20 protein-coding genes are annotated in these 17,476 nt (G+C 69.1%); 14 read left to right on the top strand and 6 right to left on the bottom strand.

The features are described 5' to 3' along the window. Positions 1-13: 13 nt before the first annotated feature. A complete protein-coding gene (locus tag ACNF49_RS30585; RefSeq protein ID WP_482939685.1) occupies positions 14-460 on the top strand; it encodes a hypothetical protein in 447 nt (148 codons plus the stop codon). Positions 461-690: 230 nt separating this feature from the next. Here the strand turns inward: ACNF49_RS30585 and ACNF49_RS30580 are convergent, their stop codons facing one another. Together ACNF49_RS30580 and ACNF49_RS30575 are read right to left on the bottom strand one after the other, a co-directional pair. After that, positions 691-1,050: a hypothetical protein gene (locus ACNF49_RS30580; RefSeq protein ID WP_482939684.1), complete on the bottom strand. Its 360-nt coding sequence runs from the start codon at positions 1,048-1,050 to the stop codon at positions 691-693. A gap of 54 nt (positions 1,051-1,104) precedes the next feature. Beyond that, positions 1,105-1,374 (bottom strand): hypothetical protein, encoded by a 270-nt coding sequence (locus ACNF49_RS30575; RefSeq protein ID WP_482939683.1) that lies wholly within the window; start codon positions 1,372-1,374, stop codon positions 1,105-1,107. Positions 1,375-1,656: 282 nt separating this feature from the next. Between ACNF49_RS30575 and ACNF49_RS30570 the strand changes: the two genes are divergently transcribed. After that, positions 1,657-2,487 (top strand): hypothetical protein, encoded by an 831-nt coding sequence (locus ACNF49_RS30570; RefSeq protein ID WP_482939682.1) that lies wholly within the window; start codon positions 1,657-1,659, stop codon positions 2,485-2,487. Positions 2,488-2,507: 20 nt separating this feature from the next. Here the strand turns inward: ACNF49_RS30570 and ACNF49_RS30565 are convergent, their stop codons facing one another. Continuing rightward, the gene (locus ACNF49_RS30565; RefSeq protein ID WP_482939681.1) at positions 2,508-3,542 is read right to left on the bottom strand and encodes a tyrosine-type recombinase/integrase; all 1,035 of its coding nucleotides are present in this window, start codon (positions 3,540-3,542) and stop codon (positions 2,508-2,510) included. A gap of 337 nt (positions 3,543-3,879) precedes the next feature. On the opposite strand from ACNF49_RS30565, the gene ACNF49_RS30560 reads away from it, so the two are divergent. The 5 genes from ACNF49_RS30560 to ACNF49_RS30540 all read left to right on the top strand — a co-directional run bounded on the left by ACNF49_RS30560 (position 3,880) and on the right by ACNF49_RS30540 (position 7,977). Continuing rightward, positions 3,880-5,202, top strand: coding sequence for a coiled-coil domain-containing protein (locus ACNF49_RS30560; RefSeq protein WP_482939680.1), 1,323 nt, complete (start codon positions 3,880-3,882; stop codon positions 5,200-5,202). A 540-nt stretch (positions 5,203-5,742) separates the two neighbouring features. Beyond that, a complete protein-coding gene (locus tag ACNF49_RS30555; RefSeq protein WP_357979990.1) occupies positions 5,743-6,171 on the top strand; it encodes a YybH family protein in 429 nt (142 codons plus the stop codon). 100 nt (positions 6,172-6,271) lie between these two features. Continuing rightward, positions 6,272-7,510: an FAD-dependent monooxygenase gene (locus ACNF49_RS30550; protein WP_498703240.1), complete on the top strand. Its 1,239-nt coding sequence runs from the start codon at positions 6,272-6,274 to the stop codon at positions 7,508-7,510. Between the two features lie 65 nt (positions 7,511-7,575). Then, a complete protein-coding gene (locus ACNF49_RS30545; protein WP_482939678.1) occupies positions 7,576-7,767 on the top strand; it encodes a hypothetical protein in 192 nt (63 codons plus the stop codon). Positions 7,768-7,791: 24 nt separating this feature from the next. Then, positions 7,792-7,977, top strand: coding sequence for a hypothetical protein (locus ACNF49_RS30540; protein ID WP_482939677.1), 186 nt, complete (start codon positions 7,792-7,794; stop codon positions 7,975-7,977). A gap of 190 nt (positions 7,978-8,167) precedes the next feature. Here the strand turns inward: ACNF49_RS30540 and ACNF49_RS30535 are convergent, their stop codons facing one another. Then, positions 8,168-8,716 carry a YceI family protein gene (locus ACNF49_RS30535; RefSeq protein ID WP_482939676.1) on the bottom strand — a complete coding sequence of 183 codons (549 nt, stop codon included), beginning with the start codon at positions 8,714-8,716 and terminating at the stop codon, positions 8,168-8,170. A gap of 153 nt (positions 8,717-8,869) precedes the next feature. Here ACNF49_RS30535 and sigJ point away from each other — a divergent pair, with 153 nt between their 5' ends. Both sigJ and ACNF49_RS30525 read left to right on the top strand, forming a co-directional pair. After that, entirely contained in the window at positions 8,870-9,796 is a 927-nt protein-coding gene (sigJ, locus tag ACNF49_RS30530; protein WP_482939675.1) for an RNA polymerase sigma factor SigJ, read from the top strand. A 53-nt stretch (positions 9,797-9,849) separates the two neighbouring features. After that, a complete protein-coding gene (locus ACNF49_RS30525; protein WP_482939674.1) occupies positions 9,850-10,680 on the top strand; it encodes an NAD(P)H-binding protein in 831 nt (276 codons plus the stop codon). A 326-nt stretch (positions 10,681-11,006) separates the two neighbouring features. Here ACNF49_RS30525 and ACNF49_RS30520 read toward each other — a convergent pair whose 3' ends face one another. Beyond that, positions 11,007-11,714 (bottom strand): GbsR/MarR family transcriptional regulator, encoded by a 708-nt coding sequence (locus tag ACNF49_RS30520; protein ID WP_357980008.1) that lies wholly within the window; start codon positions 11,712-11,714, stop codon positions 11,007-11,009. Positions 11,715-11,898: 184 nt separating this feature from the next. Between ACNF49_RS30520 and ACNF49_RS30515 the strand changes: the two genes are divergently transcribed. Both ACNF49_RS30515 and ACNF49_RS30510 read left to right on the top strand, forming a co-directional pair. After that, on the top strand, positions 11,899-12,720 hold the full coding sequence (locus ACNF49_RS30515) for an oxidoreductase (protein ID WP_482939673.1): 822 nt from the start codon (positions 11,899-11,901) through the stop codon (positions 12,718-12,720). Between the two features lie 9 nt (positions 12,721-12,729). Further along, positions 12,730-14,241, top strand: coding sequence for an MFS transporter (locus ACNF49_RS30510; protein ID WP_482939672.1), 1,512 nt, complete (start codon positions 12,730-12,732; stop codon positions 14,239-14,241). A 418-nt stretch (positions 14,242-14,659) separates the two neighbouring features. Here ACNF49_RS30510 and ACNF49_RS30505 read toward each other — a convergent pair whose 3' ends face one another. Continuing rightward, a complete protein-coding gene (locus ACNF49_RS30505) occupies positions 14,660-15,532 on the bottom strand; it encodes a sigma-70 family RNA polymerase sigma factor (RefSeq protein WP_357980017.1) in 873 nt (290 codons plus the stop codon). A gap of 362 nt (positions 15,533-15,894) precedes the next feature. Here ACNF49_RS30505 and ACNF49_RS30500 point away from each other — a divergent pair, with 362 nt between their 5' ends. The 3 genes from ACNF49_RS30500 to ACNF49_RS30490 all read left to right on the top strand — a co-directional run bounded on the left by ACNF49_RS30500 (position 15,895) and on the right by ACNF49_RS30490 (position 17,422). Continuing rightward, a complete protein-coding gene (locus ACNF49_RS30500; protein WP_482939671.1) occupies positions 15,895-16,329 on the top strand; it encodes a YdeI/OmpD-associated family protein in 435 nt (144 codons plus the stop codon). Between the two features lie 78 nt (positions 16,330-16,407). Then, positions 16,408-16,857 carry a DoxX family protein gene (locus ACNF49_RS30495; RefSeq protein ID WP_482939670.1) on the top strand — a complete coding sequence of 150 codons (450 nt, stop codon included), beginning with the start codon at positions 16,408-16,410 and terminating at the stop codon, positions 16,855-16,857. Between the two features lie 340 nt (positions 16,858-17,197). After that, entirely contained in the window at positions 17,198-17,422 is a 225-nt protein-coding gene (locus tag ACNF49_RS30490) for a hypothetical protein (RefSeq protein WP_482939669.1), read from the top strand. Positions 17,423-17,476 lie beyond the last annotated feature (54 nt).

Raw genomic sequence — 17,476 nt, 5'->3', positions numbered from 1 at the left:
TATGAAAGCGAGGATGCTTGTGGTCTTCTCTAAACGAAGTATCTCAATAGTGGTGGCGTCTCTCGCGGTAGTATATTCTGTCGCGGCATGTGGACATGCGTCGCTGGACAAGAAGTCCTGCCGCCAAGAGGCGCTTCGACAAATCGGCGAGCTCAAGCAGGCGGTGCATGGCCTCTTGCCGGCGTCTGTCGCTTCCACGCAGGAAGAGGAGGACGCCTGCGATTCGGCCGAAGGTGGCAGTCTCCACTACATGGCTGATCAGGCAATGAGTAGAGAAGAGATCTTGAAGGGGTTCATTGCCAAGGGCTGGAAGCGGATCGATACTCGAGACAAGAACGCCTGTCCGGACTGCATCGATGGTATGACCACTCGCTGGAAGGGAAAAGTGGTCGATGTTACCTTCGTGGAACGTCAGGACCGCTCGGGGCTGAGCATCAGCGTGGATTTCCGAAGCGACTAGTCGCTAGTTCACCCTAAGGGCAGTATTCGTAGCTTGTCGAAATTGTCCACCTGATGGTTCGGCGGATGCAGAATTCGCCGATGGGTGCTCCAACTTTCCTCGTGGACCGCCAAGCACGTCACCACAGGACCGTCGAACAACCTCGCCGTACGTAAGGAAGCCCCGCCCGATCCGCGTGGATCGAGCGGGGCTTATCGTTGTAGTGAATCGGACAGGTCTGGTCGCTGGCCTCAGGCAGATGCGGGTCGATGCACGCCTCTCCGCCCAACCGTGTGCGAGGCCCCAGGCAGCGGCTGGGGCAGTCGCTTCAGCGTGGCGGTGATGGCCGTGATCTGTTCGCCGGTGGCGTTAATGCCGCGGATGATGACCTGGCCGGGAAGCCGGCTCATCACGATCACCGGCGGGCCGGACTCGAGTGCGGCTTCGACCGGTGCGGGGGCCAGGCCGGTACGACCGGTACTTCCAGGAGGAGAGCCGGGGCCGGGGCCAGCCGAGCAGGTCGAGCCGCCGACCGTGTGGGTGTCGTCGTCACCTGTGACTCGGAGGTCGAGCAGGTCGAACTCCTTGAACAGCTCACGGCCGAGGGGCACACTGTTCGAGCACTCATGTAGGCATGCTGCGCAGGGCGATGAGGTAGCCATGTCTCACCAGGCAGACATCGCCACCTTGAGGGGCTGCGTCGTTCCAAAGGCAGACTGCGGCCACTGCAATGGATGGACGACGTGGAACTGGTAATCCAAGTCATTGGGGCTCTCGGAGTGATCGGCTCTTTTGTCTTCTTGGCGCGACAGACCAGGGAACTCGCCCGGCAAACGCGGATCAGCAATGAGACGAGCCTCGCTGCCCTTGCAGTTAGCGGGATAGAGCGCCTTCACGAGATCGAGCAACTCATCATCGACCGGCCATGGCTGCACGCCCACTTCTACGAGAACAAGCCCTGTCCGAGGCGGGGACGTAAACGAGTGAAGGTCCTCACCGTCGCTCGAATGCTGGCTGACACTCTCGACTACAGCCTCATGGCGGCACAGAAGCTACACGGCCGAAACGCCTGGTACGGCTGGCAGTCCTTCGCCACATACATGCACATGTGTCCCGCGCTCAGAGAACTCGTTGCGGATTGTCCCGAATGGTGGCCAACGCTGGCAGATCACTGGGCAGACACTGCTCCTCAACCACATGGAAAGTAGGACCCTCGCATGAGGGCGGACATCACGCTCGCCACCCCCGTGCGCCGCACCGCCCGCGTCCTCCAGCTCCAGGGCACGTTCGACGTGCCGCTGGAGGAGAAGCTGACCAACTCCTGGTCGGCGCACCTGCCCGTCGAGGAGCGGCGGCGGAACGTCGGCCTGCTCGTCGGCCCGTCCGGCGCCGGGAAGACCACGCTCGCGAAGGCGTTGTGGCCGGGCCGGCTGGTCGAGGCGCATGTCTGGGGCGACCGGGCGCTCGTGGACGACTTCCCCAAGGGGATGGGCATCAAGGACATCGGCGGACTGCTCACCGCGGTCGGCCTGTCCTCGCCCCCGGCATGGCTCCGGCCGTACCGGACGCTGTCGAACGGGGAGGCGTTCCGCGCGGGCACGGCCCGCGCGCTCGCCGAGCAGAAGGGCCTCGTCGCCGTGGGGCCTTATCGCTATTGGCTGCTCCGTTGTTCCCCGAGGTCGGATGACGACCACTCCCAGGCCGAGTGGGCCCTTGCGCTCTGGGCGATCGCAGCAGGCGACACCATCGAGGAGCTCTTCATCGAACTTGAGCAGTGTCTCGACCGGCTCCCGAGCAGGCGGCGGCGTGCCCTCCGCATCGCGGCTCTTCGCCTCGGCGAAGCCGGGCTCCTGGCAGAGCGATCAGTGACAGCCACCACCGCCACCGGCTTGCTCGCGGAGATGCTGGTTGCCCGAGCTGGCCGCGCAGTCACACAGAGCAGTTCAGAATGGGTGGCTCCGGCAGCCGTTCAAGAGCGAGAACCACTGGCAAGTGTTGCCCGCACAGCGAGGTGGCTCAAGGTCGATCAGGCGTCACGGTACCGATAGGCCGACAGCGGCCACCGATCTCATAGTCCGATGCCGTGCAGCGGGTTGTCGTTCCACTTGTCGGCCTGGCGGATGTAGCCGGCAACGACGGGGGAGCCGTCGGCCCAGCGTCCATGGCGGGTGATCGCGGACATGGGAGCGCCGGCCTTGGCGGCGGAGGTGGCGCCACCGGCGCGCAGTCCATGGGCGGTGTAGGCCTCGGCGTGGTCGAGGCCGGCGGCTGCGGCGGCACGTTTGACGATCAGGTTGATCGACTGCGGGGTCAGCCGTTCACGGCGGCCGCGCCCGGCGACGGGATGAGCGCGGGCGGCGATGCGACCGTGCCGGTCGATCGGGCGGAACAGCGGCCCGGTCGTCACGCCGGCGTCCGCCAGGTCGGCGAGCCATGCGCGGGTCACCCGGACGGGGCAGGTCTGCGGGTGCTGGCCGTAGGGGATGGCGACGATCTCGCCTTGGGCGTCCTGGTCGGTCTTGCTGAACGGGACGTACAGCTCCAGGCCGTCGGCGGTGAAGGTGAGGTCGTCGATGTCGATGTCGGTGATCTCCGAGCGGCGGCCCATCAGGGCGAAGCCGAGCACCAGGACGGCGCGGTCACGCCGTCCTGCGGGGGTGTCGTGCGGCAGGGCGTCGACCATCGCGCGCAGCCGGTCGACGGTGATCGGCGGGGATTTGCGGGGGCGGTGGCCCTGCTGGGCGCGTTCGCGGCGGTAGGCGCGCAGGGCCAGCCGGGCCGCGGTGGTGGCGGGTTTGGCGAGCTGGGCGTGGTCGTGGGCGGCCAGCACGCAGGCCAGCGCGCGGTCGATGGTGGAGGGGGCGTAGTGCTGGGCGGCCAGGTGGGCGACGTAGTTGGCCAGGGTCGCGGGGGTGGCGGGCAGCAGGGTGCGGCCGGTGGACTGGCACCAGGTGGCGTAGGCGCCGAAGTCGCGGGCGTAGGCGAGGCGGGTGTTGGCGGCCAGGCCCTCTTCGACCAGCCGGGCCGTGCGGCCGTCCAGGAGGTGCTCATCCGGGGCGGGCGGCGCGGAGGTGCGCTCTGGTAGCCGCTCGGGAGCGTCCATATGGTTTTCCATGATCAACTTTCTGGTTAGCGATAAGTGAGCTTATCGCTAACCATCCCTGAAGGTGCTGATCTCCGGGGAGGCGGGAGGAGTGGCGGGCATCGGCTGCGGATCACGCCACTGACAGCAGGCGGGAATCCCGCTGACAGCAGGTGAGAAAACCCCAGGTCAGAAAGATGAGAACTCTCACGCAGCATCGCCCCCGTCAGCTCTCCCGACACAGTCTTTCACAGAAGTGTTCTTCTGTGAAAGACATCCATGCTCACAGATTATTAGATTCCAGTTTTCTTTTTCTGATTCTGAATTCTGCTATCTCTGATACTGCTACGATCGCAGGGTGAACGAGCCCACTCCACCCGGCGGTGAGCAGCCTGCCGAGACGCCGCGCGCCCTGCCGCTCGCCGCGACCGGCACCGCGCCGCAGGCCGACCCGGACGCTCCCTACGGCCGCTGCGGCAACCCGAACTGCGCCGCGCGCTGGCGCACCGTCGACGGCCGGCCGCGGCCGCTGGAGAAGCCGAAGACCAAGCCGCGCACCTACTGCAGCGGCGACTGCGGACAAGAAGCCCGATCCCGGCCGCTGCCTGAGGTCCCCGGCGCCCCGGTCGACGGCGCCTCCTGGGTGCGCCGGCTGAACGAGAACGCCACCACGCGCATCCAGCTCGCCGAGCGCATGCTCGCCGAGGCCGCCGCCGACCGGGAACTGTACGGCCGGTTGCGCGACGAACTGCTGGCCCGCATCACGCAGCTGGAGAGCACCACCGCCGCGGCGCTGGAGCGCACCGAGCAAGCCGAGCGGCGCGCGGCCAACGCCGAGCTGGCCCGCGACGTCGCCCGTCAGCAGGCCTCAGACGCCCACGACCTGCAGCAGGCCGCCGAGCGGCGCACCGACAACGCCGTGACCGAAATGGAAACGATCCGCCGCCACGCGGCCGAGGAGGTAGGCCGCGCCGAAGGGCGGGCCAATCAGGCCGAGGGCCGGGCGGAGGCGGCCGAGACATCCCGCAAGCGCGCCGAGGACGCGCTGCACAAGCTACGCGAGCAGGTCCAGGCCGAGCGTGAGCAGGTCGCCATCGAACGGCAGCAGACGGCCGACGCTCTTGATCAGCTGCGCCAGCGCCTGGAGCTGAGCGAGCAAGAGCTCGCCGCCGAGCGAGATGCCGCCGCAGGTCTGCGCTCCGAACTGACCGCCGCCGCCGCGCACGTCCAAGCCGTCGACGCGCGCCTGGAGGAACTGCGCGCTGAGCTGGTACGGCGCCAGGCCGACCACGAACGGGAACGGAACCGCCTGACCGACGAGCGCGACCAGGCCGGCCAGGAGCTGGCGGCCCAGCGCGCGACCTGCGACGCACTACGCGCCCAGCTGGCCGAGACCACCACCACCGCACGCGTCGCCGAAGCGCGAGCAGACGGCCTGCACGAACGGCTGGCCGACCTGCAGGCCCGGCTCGCGGCGGCCGACGTCACACTCCCGGAGATCACCGAGCTGGACGACGGCGTGCTCGGCGTGGCGCTGCCCAACGGCGACGGCGTCGTGCTGCGCGGGGAGCACATCTCCCTCAATCTCGGCACAGGCCACCAAGACCTCGACGCCGACACCGTGTCTGCCGTGGTCGGCGCGCTGGTGGCCGTAGCCGCCCATCGTGCCCGCCACCGATGACCGACCGCCCGGTGCAGGCCCGGTCGCCTCGGCTGCGAGAACGCCGGGCCAGGCCAGCAGTTGAGCGGTGGCCTCGGTGCGGTCGCCGCCCCAGGCCACGCCGCGCCGGCCGTCGGCGGCGCCTACGCCAGGCTCTACTCGGCGCAGTTCGCCCAGGCCGTCACCGAGGCGGAGTGACGGCGCAGATCCCTGAAGCCGCCCTGCACTTCCTCCAGTCCGATCGCAGGCAGCCCTGCCGGACGAAAGGTCGCCGCTCCCTCGGCCTGGCGCAGCGCTGCTCCCGTCGCGTCGATCTCCCAGGCCCGCCGGGTCGTTGACGAGGTGCTGATCCCCTGGTGTCTCAGGCTGCGAGGGATGGGGCTTCAGGGCGCGGCTGACGTCCGAGCCGGTGGTGACGCCAGTGCGCGGCGCCGAATACGTCGGGGCGCCTCACATTTCGGTGGACTGCGTCGTCGTACTGCTGAAACCACAGGGACCGTCGCCGGCCGAGCCGGCGGCGGTCCTCATTCTTGTACGGCGAAACGGCGAAACGGAGAAACGATGACTTCGAGCGATTCTGAGTTCAGAGCGTTCCTGGCGAGTCGCGTCGATGCGGCCCAGGTGAAGGACATCGATCTGCTCATGACGCATTATTCGGAGGACATTGTCTATTACGATGTCGTTCCCCCTCTGCAGTTCGCGGGCAGCGACGAGGTCCGCCGCAACTTCGTGCGGTGGTTCGACGGCTACGACGGCCCCATCAGCCTGGAGACGCACGAGCTGAAGGTCTCGGTGAGTGGCGACGTGGCGTTCGCGCACATGCTGCACCTGGATTCCGGCAAGCGCACGAACGGGCTGGAAACTTCGATCTGGGTGCGTTCGACCGTCGGTTGCCGGCGGTCGAACGGTAAATGGCTGATCACGCACGAGCACATCTCACTGCCGATCAACATGGAATCCCTGCAGGCCTGGTTCCCGCCGGAGGCATAAGCCGTCCTGCTGTCCATCTGAGTCAAGCCGGACGAGGACGCCCGCGTCCTCGTCCGGCTTTTCGACATGCCTGTTCTCTTCTTTGGGGGGCCTCATGGAAATGACGAAAAACCGTGGCCGCCGGGCTCTGGTGGTCGGGCTGGGGATCAGCGGGATCGCCACCGCGCTGCGGCTGCGGCAGATCGGCTGGACGCCGGTCATCATCGAACGAGATCCCGGCCGGCGGTCCGGCGGATACTTCATCGCCCTGTTCGGTGCCGGCCGCGCCGCCGCCCGGCGCCTGGGCATTCTGGAGAATCTGACCGATCGAGGCCCTGAAGGCGCCGCCTACGACATCGACCGGGCCGGCCGGCGCAGGCCCGGGCTGGGTTTCAAGGACTTTCCCGGCCGGCCGTGGATGATGATGCGGGGAGACGTGGAGGAGGCCGGTTTCGCGGCGCTGCCGTCCGATGTCGAGATCCGCTACTCCACGGTGCCGACCCGGATCGAGCAGGACGCCGACGGGGTGGACGTGACGCTGGCCGACAGCGCCGACGGGACCTCGGTCACCGAGCGCTTCGATCTGGTCGTCGGCGCGGACGGGCTGCGCTCCATGGTGCGGCGGCTGGTGTTCGGGCCGCACGAGAGGTATCTGCGCCGGATGAACTACATGGCGGTCGCCTTCCAGCTGGCCGGCGCGCTCCCCGGTCACGACCAGACCGACTCCGTCATCCTGGCGGAGCATCAGCGGTCGATGTGGGTCTTCCCGTTCAAGGACCGTCCGCCGACCGTGCTGCTGAGCTACCACACCGACGACGTGAACGCCGAGTTCAACCGGCCGATGGCCGAGCGGGTGCGCGAGGCGTTCGGCCCCGAGCCGGCCGGCCCGGCGCTCGGGGCGGCGCTTGATGCGCTGGAGTCGGCCGGGCAGGTGCTGTTCGACTCGGTCGAGCAGGTGCGCATGGACCGCTGGCATCGCGGCCGGGTGGTGCTGGTCGGTGACGCGGCCTGGTGCGTGACGCTGTACGCGGGAATGGGCGCCTCCAGCGGAATGGCCGGGGCGGACCTGCTGGGCACCATGCTGGACCGCCACCCCCGCGGCGTGACCGAGGCGCTGACCCGATGGGAGCGGCAGCTGCGCCCCACCATCAGCTATCTGCAGGACAACGGGATGCAGATGCGCAGCTTGTTCGTCCCGGCCACCCGCTTCGAGCTCACCTGGCGCAAGGTGATGGTGCGCATGAGCAAGATGCCGCTCACCGCTCCCCTGTTCCTCCGGTGGCAGCTGAAGGGCAAGGCGGCCCGGATTAAGGACACGGACTTCTCCCACCCCCAGCTGCTCACGCCGCGGCCCCGCTGAACCCGGCAGCTGAAAGGGGCGGCGGACATGGCCTCCGCCGTCCCTTGCAGCGTTCTGATCATGCCGTGTGGCGTCCCTATTTCGAGTGGTGCCGCGTCACGGTCGCGTGCGCCGGAGGCGGCCACCGCCGGGCAGCAGCACCTCGCCGTGCTGGTGGTGCCACGCCGCAGCAGGGCCGCGGCCAGCAGGGTGAACGCGAGGCAGGCGGCGGCCTGCTGCCGCGCGCGTCGCTGCCCAGGACCGCCTGGTGGTACTGAGGCATCGTGAACAGGACGCCGAACATGGTGAAGTTGATCAGCGTGCCGAGTGCCCTGCCGGCGGTGAGCCGGGCGCTGCTGAACAGCGACAGGTCCACCAAGGGATGGGCGGCCCGCCGTTCCCGGATCACGAACGCCACCAGCGCGACCGCCCGGCGCCGACAGCGCCCGCCCGCCGTAGTCGATCCTCCTGGCGTGCTCGGCCCGTGACTCGGGCAGCCACGTGAGGACCGCGGCGACCACGATGAGCACCGGCAGGAGCGCGATCACCGTGGGCATGATGAGCGCGGCCCCCACGCCGAGCACCGCGCGGGCGGCGATGAACATGCCGACGGAGGTGGCGTAGGCGGCGACCAGCGAGCTGAGGCCGAAGCATGATCAGCCCGGCGCGCCGACCTGGTCAGGAGAGCGGGACCAGGACGACGTCGAACTCCAGCTTCACCTTCCCGCCGACCATGACGCCGATCGCGGCGTTCCAGTCCACGCCCCAGTCCCTGCGGCTGATCACCGTGCCGCCTCGCAGGGTGACCCGGCGGTCGCCCGAACGGTCGTTCTCGGCGCCGGTCAGCTCGAAATCCAAGGTGACCGGCCTGGTCACCCCGCGGATGGTCAGATCACCGGCGACCTTGAAGGTGACCGGGCCGGTCTGGCTCACCGCGGCCGAGGTGAAGGTGATGGCCGGGTGATCGTCCGCGCGCAGAAATCTGCCGCTCAGTTGCCCGTCGCGCTGCGCGTTGCGGGTCTGGATGCTCTTCGCCTGGATCGTGAGCCGGGCGCTGGACTTCGACGGCTCATCGCCGTCCAGGTACGCGCCACCCTCGAACTCGTCGAACTGGCCGTGCACCCTGCTGCCCATCGTGTGCCGGGCGACGAACCCGATCCGGGTGTGAGCGGGGTCGAGGACGTAGTCGCCGGTCAGTTCGCTGAGCGTGGTCCTGGTGGTCGTCATGCTGAGTTCACTCCTGGAAGGGGCTTCCGTATGCGTTGCAGCCGTACGACGAGGCACCCCCGCCAAATGTCAGGCGACGTGCCGACCTCACATTTCGGGACAGTCTCTCGTCGTACCGCTGTTGACTGACGCACCAGAGGAAAGCGGGACACCATGACCACCCCTGCAGGGCCGGCGGACGACGGGATCGATCCGAGCCTGAGCGCGATCATGAGCGAGCGGCGGCAGCTCATCAATCTCGCCTACCGGCTCCTCGGCTCCCTGGCCGACGCCGAGGATGTCGTGCAGGAGACCTATGCCCGCTGGTATGCCATGTCCCGGCAGGAGCAGGAGGCCATCGAGTCGCCCGGCGGCTGGCTGACGACGGTGGCCAGTCGCGTCTGTCTCGACATCCTCGGCTCGGCGCGAGCCCGGCGGGAGCGCTACGTGGGCGAATGGATCCCCGAGCCGGTGCCCGACCGCACGGAGTGGAGCGCCGGCCGGCCCGGCGGCGACCCGGCCGACCGGGTCACCCTCGACGAGTCGATCAACATGGCCTTCCTCGTCGTGCTGGAGACGATGACTCCGGCCGAGCGCGTCGCGCTCATCCTGCACGACGTCTTCGGCTACTCCTTCGCCGAGGTGGCCGAGATCGTCGGCCGGACCACCGCGGCGTGCCGCCAGCTCGCCTCCTCCGCCCGCCGCCGCCTCCGCGCCTCGCAGGCGCCGACGGCTTCGGCCGCGCGGCTCGGCAGCATCGTCCGGGACTTCAAGCTGGCCTGGGAGGCCAAGGACATCGACGCCCTCATCGGCCTCCTGGACCCCGACGTCCTGGCGATCGGCGACGGCGGCGGCCTCGTCAGCGCCGTGCTCCACCCGGTCGAAGGCCGCGAGGAGGTGGCGCGTTACCTGACCGAGCTCGCCGGCAAAGCGCCCGGGCTGGCGATCCTGGAGCGCACGGTCAACGGCCTGCCCGGCCTGGTGCTCCAGGTGGACGGCGCCACCATGGCGGTGCTGGCGTTCGGAGTCACGGCTGACCGCATCACGCACATCTGGGGAGTACGCAACCCCGACAAGCTCCGGCTCTGGACGGCGGGCTGAGGCTCGCCGCTCATCCGGCAAACCCATGAAGAAGTAGAAAGGGCACGTCAATCATGATTCTGGTTACCGGTGGCACCGGAAACGTCGGCGGCAACGTGGTCCGCCAGCTCCTTGACGCAGGTGAGAAGGTCCGCGTCATCACCCGTGATCCCGGCAAGGTCTCGTTCCCGGACGACGTCGAGGTCGTGTCCGGCGACCTCGCCCAGCCGGAGACCCTGGCGGCGGCGCTGTCCGGGGCCGAGCGGGCATTCCTCTTCCCTGTCTTCGGCGCGGTGGAAGGTTTCCTCGAAGCGTCCAAGGAGGCCGGCTTGCAGCATGTCGTGCTGCTGTCCTCGGCGGCCGTCACGTACTCCACGCCGGGGTGGGTCGGCCAGCAGCACCTGCGTCTTGAGCAGGCCGTCGAGGCGTCCGGGTTGCCGTGGACCTTCGTGCGTCCCGACGCGTTCATGACCAACGACCTGGCTTGGATCCCCCAGATCGCCCACGGCGGGGTCGTGCACGGCGTGTACGGCAACGCCGCGCTGGCCCCCGTCGACCCGCGCGACATCGCCGCGGTGGCCGTCCGCGCCCTGATCGACCAGCGGGCCGGCCAGTCCTACGAGCTCACCGGACCGCAGTCGCTGACCCAGATCGACCGCGTCGGGATCATCGCTGAGACGATCGGCAGGCCGCTGCGGTTCGAGGAGCTGCCCCGGGAGCGGTTCGAGGAGCAGCTGCGGCGCCACGGGATGCCCGCCCCCGCGATCACTGACCTGGTCGAGGGGCTGGCCGCCAGGGACGGCCGGAGCGCCCGCGTCCTGCCTGTCGTCGAGGACGTCACCGGACGCCCCGCCTTCACCTACGCGCAGTGGGCCGCCCAGCGCGCGGCGGACTTCGCGATCTGACGGCGACCGCCCGGCCATCATCCACCCCGAGGGCACGACGTTTGCCGGGCTCACGCCCACGGCCCTTGCCGTCGTGCCGTGGCTCGCGGTCGACGTTGCACGGCCGGCCTCATCGCCGACCCAGCTGCGATCATCTGGGCACGTGTGCGGGTGCGGGGATGGCGTCCGGGCCGTCGAAGACGGGCAGGACGCGGCCGCCTTCGGCCGGCGCGGCGGCGGAACCGGTGCCAAGCTCCGGCGCGCCCAGGGCCGGGGGGCCTGGGCTGGACGGACGCGGCCCTTCGCTCGAGAACCGCTCACCCAGGCCGCCCCCGACATGCCGGAGCTCACCGCCGGCGTTGCATGGAGAGGGCCTGCCGCCAGTGCTCGGCCGCCTGGCCCATGTCGCGGCCGAGGAGTTCGAAGAACTGGCTGGTGGTGCGGAGCCGGTCACCGGTGGGTGTGTCGGTGCCGAAGATCCCGACGCCGTGCCGCGTGGTGTCCGCCCAGATCGCTATCGACCTGGCGCTGGCCGCCCACGTGTGGTACCAGACGTCCACCTCGACGAAGTACCGCACCCGACGCGCCTCCCGCTCCCGGGCGACCATCTGTCGCTGCTCCAGCCACTTGATGGCATTGGAGATCGTCGCCGGACTGACATGGAGTTGCCGGACGAGTTCCGTGGCGGTCAGGCTGCCGCCCTCGCTGAGGAAGAGCGCGGCGAACACCCTGGCCGTCATGGGCGCCATCCCGCCCTCGATCATCATGGCGACGAACTGTTCCTCGAACTCCAGGGCTGTGCGGACGTCACGGTTGTCGCTGGTGTGGGGAACGCCGGCGTGGGGAGCGCGCCTGCGCCGGCGAGCGCGCCAGTTCGTCGCATGCTGGGCGCGCGCCGCCCGGTAGCCGTGCGGGCCGCCGTTCCTGGCGATCTCACGGGTGACGGTGGACGTGGACCGTCCCAGCCGGCGGGCGATCTCCGCGTACGTCAGACCGGACGCCAGCCCTTCGGCGATGCGGCGACGATCCTCGGCGGTCAGCCGGCCTCCTGGCATGTCATCCTCTCCCCGGTTGAGCACCCGCCGGCCGCGGCGACTGCAGCACTGAAAGACAGTTGCACTCAGCTGCAAACTCATTGCACCAACAAACAGGGCTCTACCTGCGCATATTTGTTTTGCGAGTTGCCTCATATCCGGACACAACCCTAGCGTTCCCCCTGACCGAAGAGGAGGTTCCACCATGGAAAAGGTCATTCTCGTCACCGGCGCCTCCGCCGGCATCGGCAAAGCCACCGCACTCGAACTCATCCACGCCGGCCACATCGTCTACGGCGCCGCGCGGCGCGTGCACAAGATGGACGACATCCGCGACGCCGGCGGACACGTCCTGGCGCTGGACGCACGCCGGCCGGAGGACCTGGAACGCGTGATCGGCGCCGTCATCGCCGAACAGGGACGCATCGACGTCCTGATCAACAATGCCGGCACCGTCCTGCACGGCGCGGCCGAGGACATCCCCATCGACCTGGCGCGCGACCAGTTCGAGGTCAACGTCTTCGCGCCGGCCCGGCTGACCCAGCTCGCCCTGCCGTACATGCGCGAGCAGGGTTCCGGCACGATCGTCAACGTCTCCTCCATCGGCGGCGAGATCGCACTACCGCTCGGCTGCTGGTACTACGCGACCAAGCACGCGCTGGAGGCCTACTCCGACAGCCTGCGCATGGAGGTCGAGCCGTTCGGCATCGACGTCGTGATCATCCAGCCCGGCATCATCAAAACCGCGTTCGAAGACCACACGGCACAAGACCTCCGCGAGATCTCCGGCACGACCGCGTACCGGGACATGGCCGAAGCCATGGCCGAACGCGCCGAGACACAGCTCGGCGAGAACACCCCGGCCAGCGACCCCGGCGTCGTCGCCACCACCATCCGGCAGGCCGTCGAAGCCGGCAAGCCCGAGACGCGCTACGCGGTCGGCTACATGGCCGACAAGCTCCTGGAGCTCAACAGGACGCTGCCGGACCGCGAATTCGACAAACTCCTCACGAACGCCGCGAAGTAGGCCGCCACGATGTCGCGCCAACCCCACTCACACAGATGGTGGGCGCTCACCGCTCTCGTGCTCACGTCGCTGGCCGTGGGCTTCGACGTGACCATCCTGAACCTGGCCCTGCCCAGCATGGCCGACGACCTGCACGCCGACAACGCCCAACTGCAGTGGTTCGTCACCATCTACACGCTGGTGCTCGCCGCCGGCATGATCCCGGCGGGAATGACGGGCGACCGCCTCGGCCGTAAGAAGACGCTCCTGGTCGCGCTGGTCATCTTCGGCATCAGCTCGCTGGCCGCCGCCTACGCGCCCTCGACCGGGATCTTCATCGCAGCGCGTGCCGTGCTGGGCCTGGGAGCGGCGCTCATCATGCCCACGATGCTGGCGCTGATCCCGACGATGTTCACCGAGAAGGAGCGGCCGAAGGCGATCGGAACGCTGGCGATGGCCTCGATGCTGGCCTTCCCCATCGGCCCGCTCCTGGGCGGCTGGCTGTTGACCCACTTCTGGTGGGGCTCGGTCTTCCTGATCAACGTCCCCGTGGTCGTCCTGGCGTTCCTCGCGGTCGCCGCCTGGCTGCCCGAATCGCCGCGCGAGCGCGGCAAGCGGATCGACGCGGGCGGCGCGCTGCTGTCGAGCGCGGCGCTGACGGCCTTGACCTACGGCCTCATCGAAATCGGTGAGCGGGGCTGGACCGACGCAGCCGTGTTCGGACCGATCCTTGGCGGGACGGCCGCGCTGGCGCTGTTCGTGCTCTGGGAGCGACGGGCCGGCGCGCCGCTGGTGGACCTGTCGCTGTTCGCCGACGCGCGCTTCACCGTCGGCACCGCGCTGGCCACGCTCGTCAACTTCACCATGTTCGGCGTCCTGTTCGCGCTACCGCAGTACTTCCAGGCGAACCTCGGCACGGACGCGATGGGCAGCAGCCTGCGGCTGTTGCCGCTCATCGCCGGGATGCTCATCGGGATGTCGGCGGCAGCCAGGCTGAACAGGACGATCGGCCCCAAGCTCGCAGCCGGCCTGGGGTTCGTCCTGCTCACCGCGGGCCTGTTCTGGGGAGCCACCACCGATACGAGCAGCGGCACCGCGTCGGCGGCCGCGTGGACGGCCCTGTACGGCCTCGGCCTCGGCTGCGTCCTGCCCACGGTCATGGACGCGGCGCTCGGCACCCTGTCGCCCGGCAACGCCGGAGTCGGCGCCGGGGTGACCCAGTCCATCCGCACCCTCGGCGGCAGCTTCGGCGCGGCGGTCCTCGGCTCGATCCTGGCCTCCACCTATCGCGCCGCGGTGCCGCAGCAAGCAGGCGAGAGCGTCTTCGCAGGTCTGGCCGCCGCACGATCCGCCGGCTCCGCGCCCCTGGCGGACACGGTCCGCTCTGCCTTCGTCCATGGCCTGGACATCGTCCTGGCCGCCAGCGGCGGCCTCGGCCTCCTCGGCGTTCTCATCGCCCTGGCCTGGCTGCCCGGTACACGCGAGCGTCCCCGGCCGAGCACACCCCGGCACGCACAGCAGGCCCACGTACCCAATCCTTGAGCGAGCGCTCGATCAGAACCACATCGGCGGCGCGGATGCACTGGTCGGCGGTCTGCCAGGGCCCGTACCGCCACGGAGCAGTCGCACCACGACCACCATTCAACCGTGTGCGGCCTCTGCCGCTGGTCCTGCACCTGACCGGCGACCCGCAGATCCACACGGCGCCGGGGGGGGCGAGGGAGGCGCCGGCGGGCTGGTTGATCGGTTCTTGCATCACTTCGGTGCCCGCGGCCTCGATTGCGCTTGAAGGACGATCCCCCCGTCCGGCTGGGCCGGCGGGCGGACGCTCACCCGCCGCGTTCCCTCGGATCCCAGGTCATCGCATACCTCGGATCCGAGTACGTCGCGGTGGAAGGCGAGCGCCTCGTCGAGTCGTGGACGGCGACGGCGCAGGAGGAGAGTCTGAGATCCGTGCCGGTCAACGCCGCTCCTTGTCACCGGCGGAGAGGTAGACGACGTCAAGGTCGTGGAGCCGGTCCAGGTCGGTGTCGATGGCGATTCGGGTGATCTTCTCGTCGTGGATGGTGAAGGTGATGACGGCGTTCGGCTGGCCACGGTGTGACCAGACGGCCGCCGGGACGCCATCGACCAGGGCGAGCCGGGCGGCCTGAGCCCGTCCGGCGAAGAAGGCCGCCACCGCTTCGGCGCCGCGGATCTCTACGGCCACGGCTTCCGGATCGAGCAGCTCGACCAGGGCGGTGAAGTTTCCGCCTCGGGCCGCGGCGAGGAACGCCTCGACGATTTCCCGCTTCGCCGAACGCGCGGCATCGGACGCGTCGGCCGTTCCTTGCAGCCGGCGCCGGGCCCGGCTGGCGAGTTGCCGGGCCGCCGCCGGGGAGCGGTCGATGATGGCGCCGATCTCGGCGAACGACACGGCGAAGACGTCGTGCAGGACGAACGCGAGCCGTTCGGCGGGAGCCAGCGTGTCCAGCACCACCATCAGCGCGACACCGACCGAATCGGCCAGCAGCGTCTCGTCCTCAGGGGTGGCCTGGCCGGCCAGGTGAGTGCTGGGGCGCGGTGCGGTCGGCTCGGGCGGCAGCGTCCCGGCTGAGTCCTCACGCTGAGCCCGGCGTGCCTCGAGCATGTTCAGGCAGACCCTGGCGACGATGGTGGTCAGCCACCCGGCCGGGTTCTCCACCTGGCCGGTGTCGGCACGGCTGACCCGCAGCCAGGCCTCCTGCACCGCGTCCTCGGCCTCGCTGGGTGAGCCGAGCATCCGGTAGGCCACCGCGTGCAAGCGGTCGTGGTGCTCGGCGAACCGTTCGCTCAGCCAATCCTGCTCAACCATCGGTCACATTCCTCCATCCGGTCCTGTCATACCAATTGACCGGCGAACACGCGCCGATGTGACAGCCGGGCCGTGGCCCAGATGTCCGGCACGTATACATCTGAAGTGCAAGGAGCAAGGCATGAGAGCGGGGGCCTCGGCCGGCAGATCAAGAACGACTACGGCGTCTCGGTGTTCTTCGCATCGGACGGTCCTCGCCGGTCGGCTTCCACGGTCGCGCGGGTCTCGCCGACCAGGTGGGCACGGACCCGGAAGGCAGCGGCTTCAGCGGCTGCATCTGGAGTCTCGGCCACAGCGCCCGGTGAACCGACCAGTCCTACGCGGAGCAGCCGGTGAGCCGGCAGAACAACAGGAGAAGGATCATGAAGTTCTGGGCCCACGTCGAGCCACCCGAGCCCATGCGGGGCCTGGAGGTTCCGCCCGAGGTGGTAGCAGCGCTCGGCGGTGGGCCGCGGCCGCCCGTGACGATCACGGTCAACGGGCATAGCTGGAAGAGCCGGGTCGCCCTCATGCGCGGCCGCCGTCTGCTCGGCCTCAGCAACGCCAACCGGCAGGCCGCGGGTGTCACGATCGGCGACGAGGTTGAGGTCGAGGTGGAGCTCGACAGCCGGCCGCGCGTCGTCGTCGAGCCCTCCGACCTGGCCCGGGCCCTGGACGACGACCCGGCCGCCCGCACCGCTTTCGACTGTCTCACCGACAGCCGCAAACGTGAGCACGTGCGCGCCGTGGAGAGCGCGAAGAAACCCGAGACGCGCCGGCGGCGTATCGAGAAAGTCATCGCCGCGCTGCGGGGCTGAAACCCGAAACAAGACTCCGTTGGCAATGCAGTCGCCGGCGGAGGTCCACCCCTGCCAACTCTCCGGGAGAGATGAGAAATGTCGAAACACCTGAAGACCGGCCTGTATTGGTTCCTGGCCCTTCAGTTCGCGCTGGGCGCCGTGACCAAGTACTGGCCGGGTGACACGATATTCAGCACTGCGTACTCCGTGAAGTTCGTCGATTGGGGTTACCCGTCCTGGATGCGCTTCGTGGTTGGCGCGCTGGAAGGTGTCGCCGCCGTCCTGCTCGTGATCCCCGACCGTCGAGCACGCTTCCTAGGTGCCACGACGCTGATGTTCGTGCTCACCGGCGCGGTCACCACCCACATCGTCAACCACGACCCGGCGGTGGAGAGCTGGGCCGCGCCGACTCAACTCCTCATCATGGGCATCCTCGCCCTGGCCAACTGGCCCGCCGACTGGCGAGACCTCCTGCGGGCACCGATCGCGCCGACAGCCCGAACGCCACGTCCATCCAACGAAATGACAGGAGTGCAGCACCTTTAAGGGAAAGCCCTGACTGCACCGACCCGCGGCTGCCTCATCGCCCCGCCGCTGGTCCCTGGCGCCGATCAGGACGGTCATGCCCGCTCGGCGAGCTGTCCGGCGGCGGACCGGCCGATGAGGCAGCTCATCACCCTTCCCACCGACGACCCGGGCCGGCGCTTACCAGAACGCACTCGGCGCAAGAGTTCCGCCGGCCTTCGGCGCGGCTCTGCGCCTGTTGGCCCGTTCCTCTGTCCAGCCAGGTCAGTGCCGCGCCCGCGTGAATAGTGTGCCCACGAGGTTCCGTCACCATCGTCTTCCGGGTGGGGCGCGTGCGTGTTGAGGTGATCGCATGACCCCCATGAGCGCCATCAACCGGGCAGCCGCCGCGGGAATGATCGTGCTGACGCCGGCACTGGCCTGGACCAGCATCGCGCTACAACGCGTCGCGGCAGACGGGGCCGCACCATGGACTCGCGAGTGGATCCCAGGCTGGCCCTACGTCCCTGCGGTCGTCACCGTTGTGCCGACGCTGCCCACCAAGCAGCAGGCGGGCGGTGGATACAGCGGAAGCGGCGCCGCCTGACGTACGGGCATTGCGCTCGTGGGGGCGTTCCAGGGCCGCCTTCATGGCCCGGAT

The sequence above is a fragment of the Actinomadura sp. ATCC 39365 genome, from assembly GCF_054392275.1.
This window is presented reverse-complemented; position numbering and strand designations above follow the sequence as displayed.

Coding starts and splice junctions, on each gene's coding strand:
- ACNF49_RS30585 (WP_482939685.1), top strand. CDS start 14: ATGCTTGTGGTCTTCTCTAAACGAAGTATCTCAATAGTGGTGGCGTCT.
- ACNF49_RS30570 (WP_482939682.1), top strand. CDS start 1,657: ATGAGGGCGGACATCACGCTCGCCACCCCCGTGCGCCGCACCGCCCGC.
- ACNF49_RS30565 (WP_482939681.1), bottom strand. CDS start 3,542: ATGGACGCTCCCGAGCGGCTACCAGAGCGCACCTCCGCGCCGCCCGCC.
- ACNF49_RS30555 (WP_357979990.1), top strand. CDS start 5,743: ATGACTTCGAGCGATTCTGAGTTCAGAGCGTTCCTGGCGAGTCGCGTC.
- ACNF49_RS30550 (WP_498703240.1), top strand. CDS start 6,272: ATGACGAAAAACCGTGGCCGCCGGGCTCTGGTGGTCGGGCTGGGGATC.
- ACNF49_RS30540 (WP_482939677.1), top strand. CDS start 7,792: ATGGTGAAGTTGATCAGCGTGCCGAGTGCCCTGCCGGCGGTGAGCCGG.
- ACNF49_RS30535 (WP_482939676.1), bottom strand. CDS start 8,716: ATGACGACCACCAGGACCACGCTCAGCGAACTGACCGGCGACTACGTC.
- sigJ (WP_482939675.1), top strand. CDS start 8,870: ATGACCACCCCTGCAGGGCCGGCGGACGACGGGATCGATCCGAGCCTG.
- ACNF49_RS30525 (WP_482939674.1), top strand. CDS start 9,850: ATGATTCTGGTTACCGGTGGCACCGGAAACGTCGGCGGCAACGTGGTC.
- ACNF49_RS30520 (WP_357980008.1), bottom strand. CDS start 11,714: ATGCCAGGAGGCCGGCTGACCGCCGAGGATCGTCGCCGCATCGCCGAA.
- ACNF49_RS30515 (WP_482939673.1), top strand. CDS start 11,899: ATGGAAAAGGTCATTCTCGTCACCGGCGCCTCCGCCGGCATCGGCAAA.
- ACNF49_RS30510 (WP_482939672.1), top strand. CDS start 12,730: ATGTCGCGCCAACCCCACTCACACAGATGGTGGGCGCTCACCGCTCTC.
- ACNF49_RS30505 (WP_357980017.1), bottom strand. CDS start 15,532: ATGGTTGAGCAGGATTGGCTGAGCGAACGGTTCGCCGAGCACCACGAC.
- ACNF49_RS30500 (WP_482939671.1), top strand. CDS start 15,895: ATGAAGTTCTGGGCCCACGTCGAGCCACCCGAGCCCATGCGGGGCCTG.
- ACNF49_RS30495 (WP_482939670.1), top strand. CDS start 16,408: ATGTCGAAACACCTGAAGACCGGCCTGTATTGGTTCCTGGCCCTTCAG.
- ACNF49_RS30490 (WP_482939669.1), top strand. CDS start 17,198: ATGAGCGCCATCAACCGGGCAGCCGCCGCGGGAATGATCGTGCTGACG.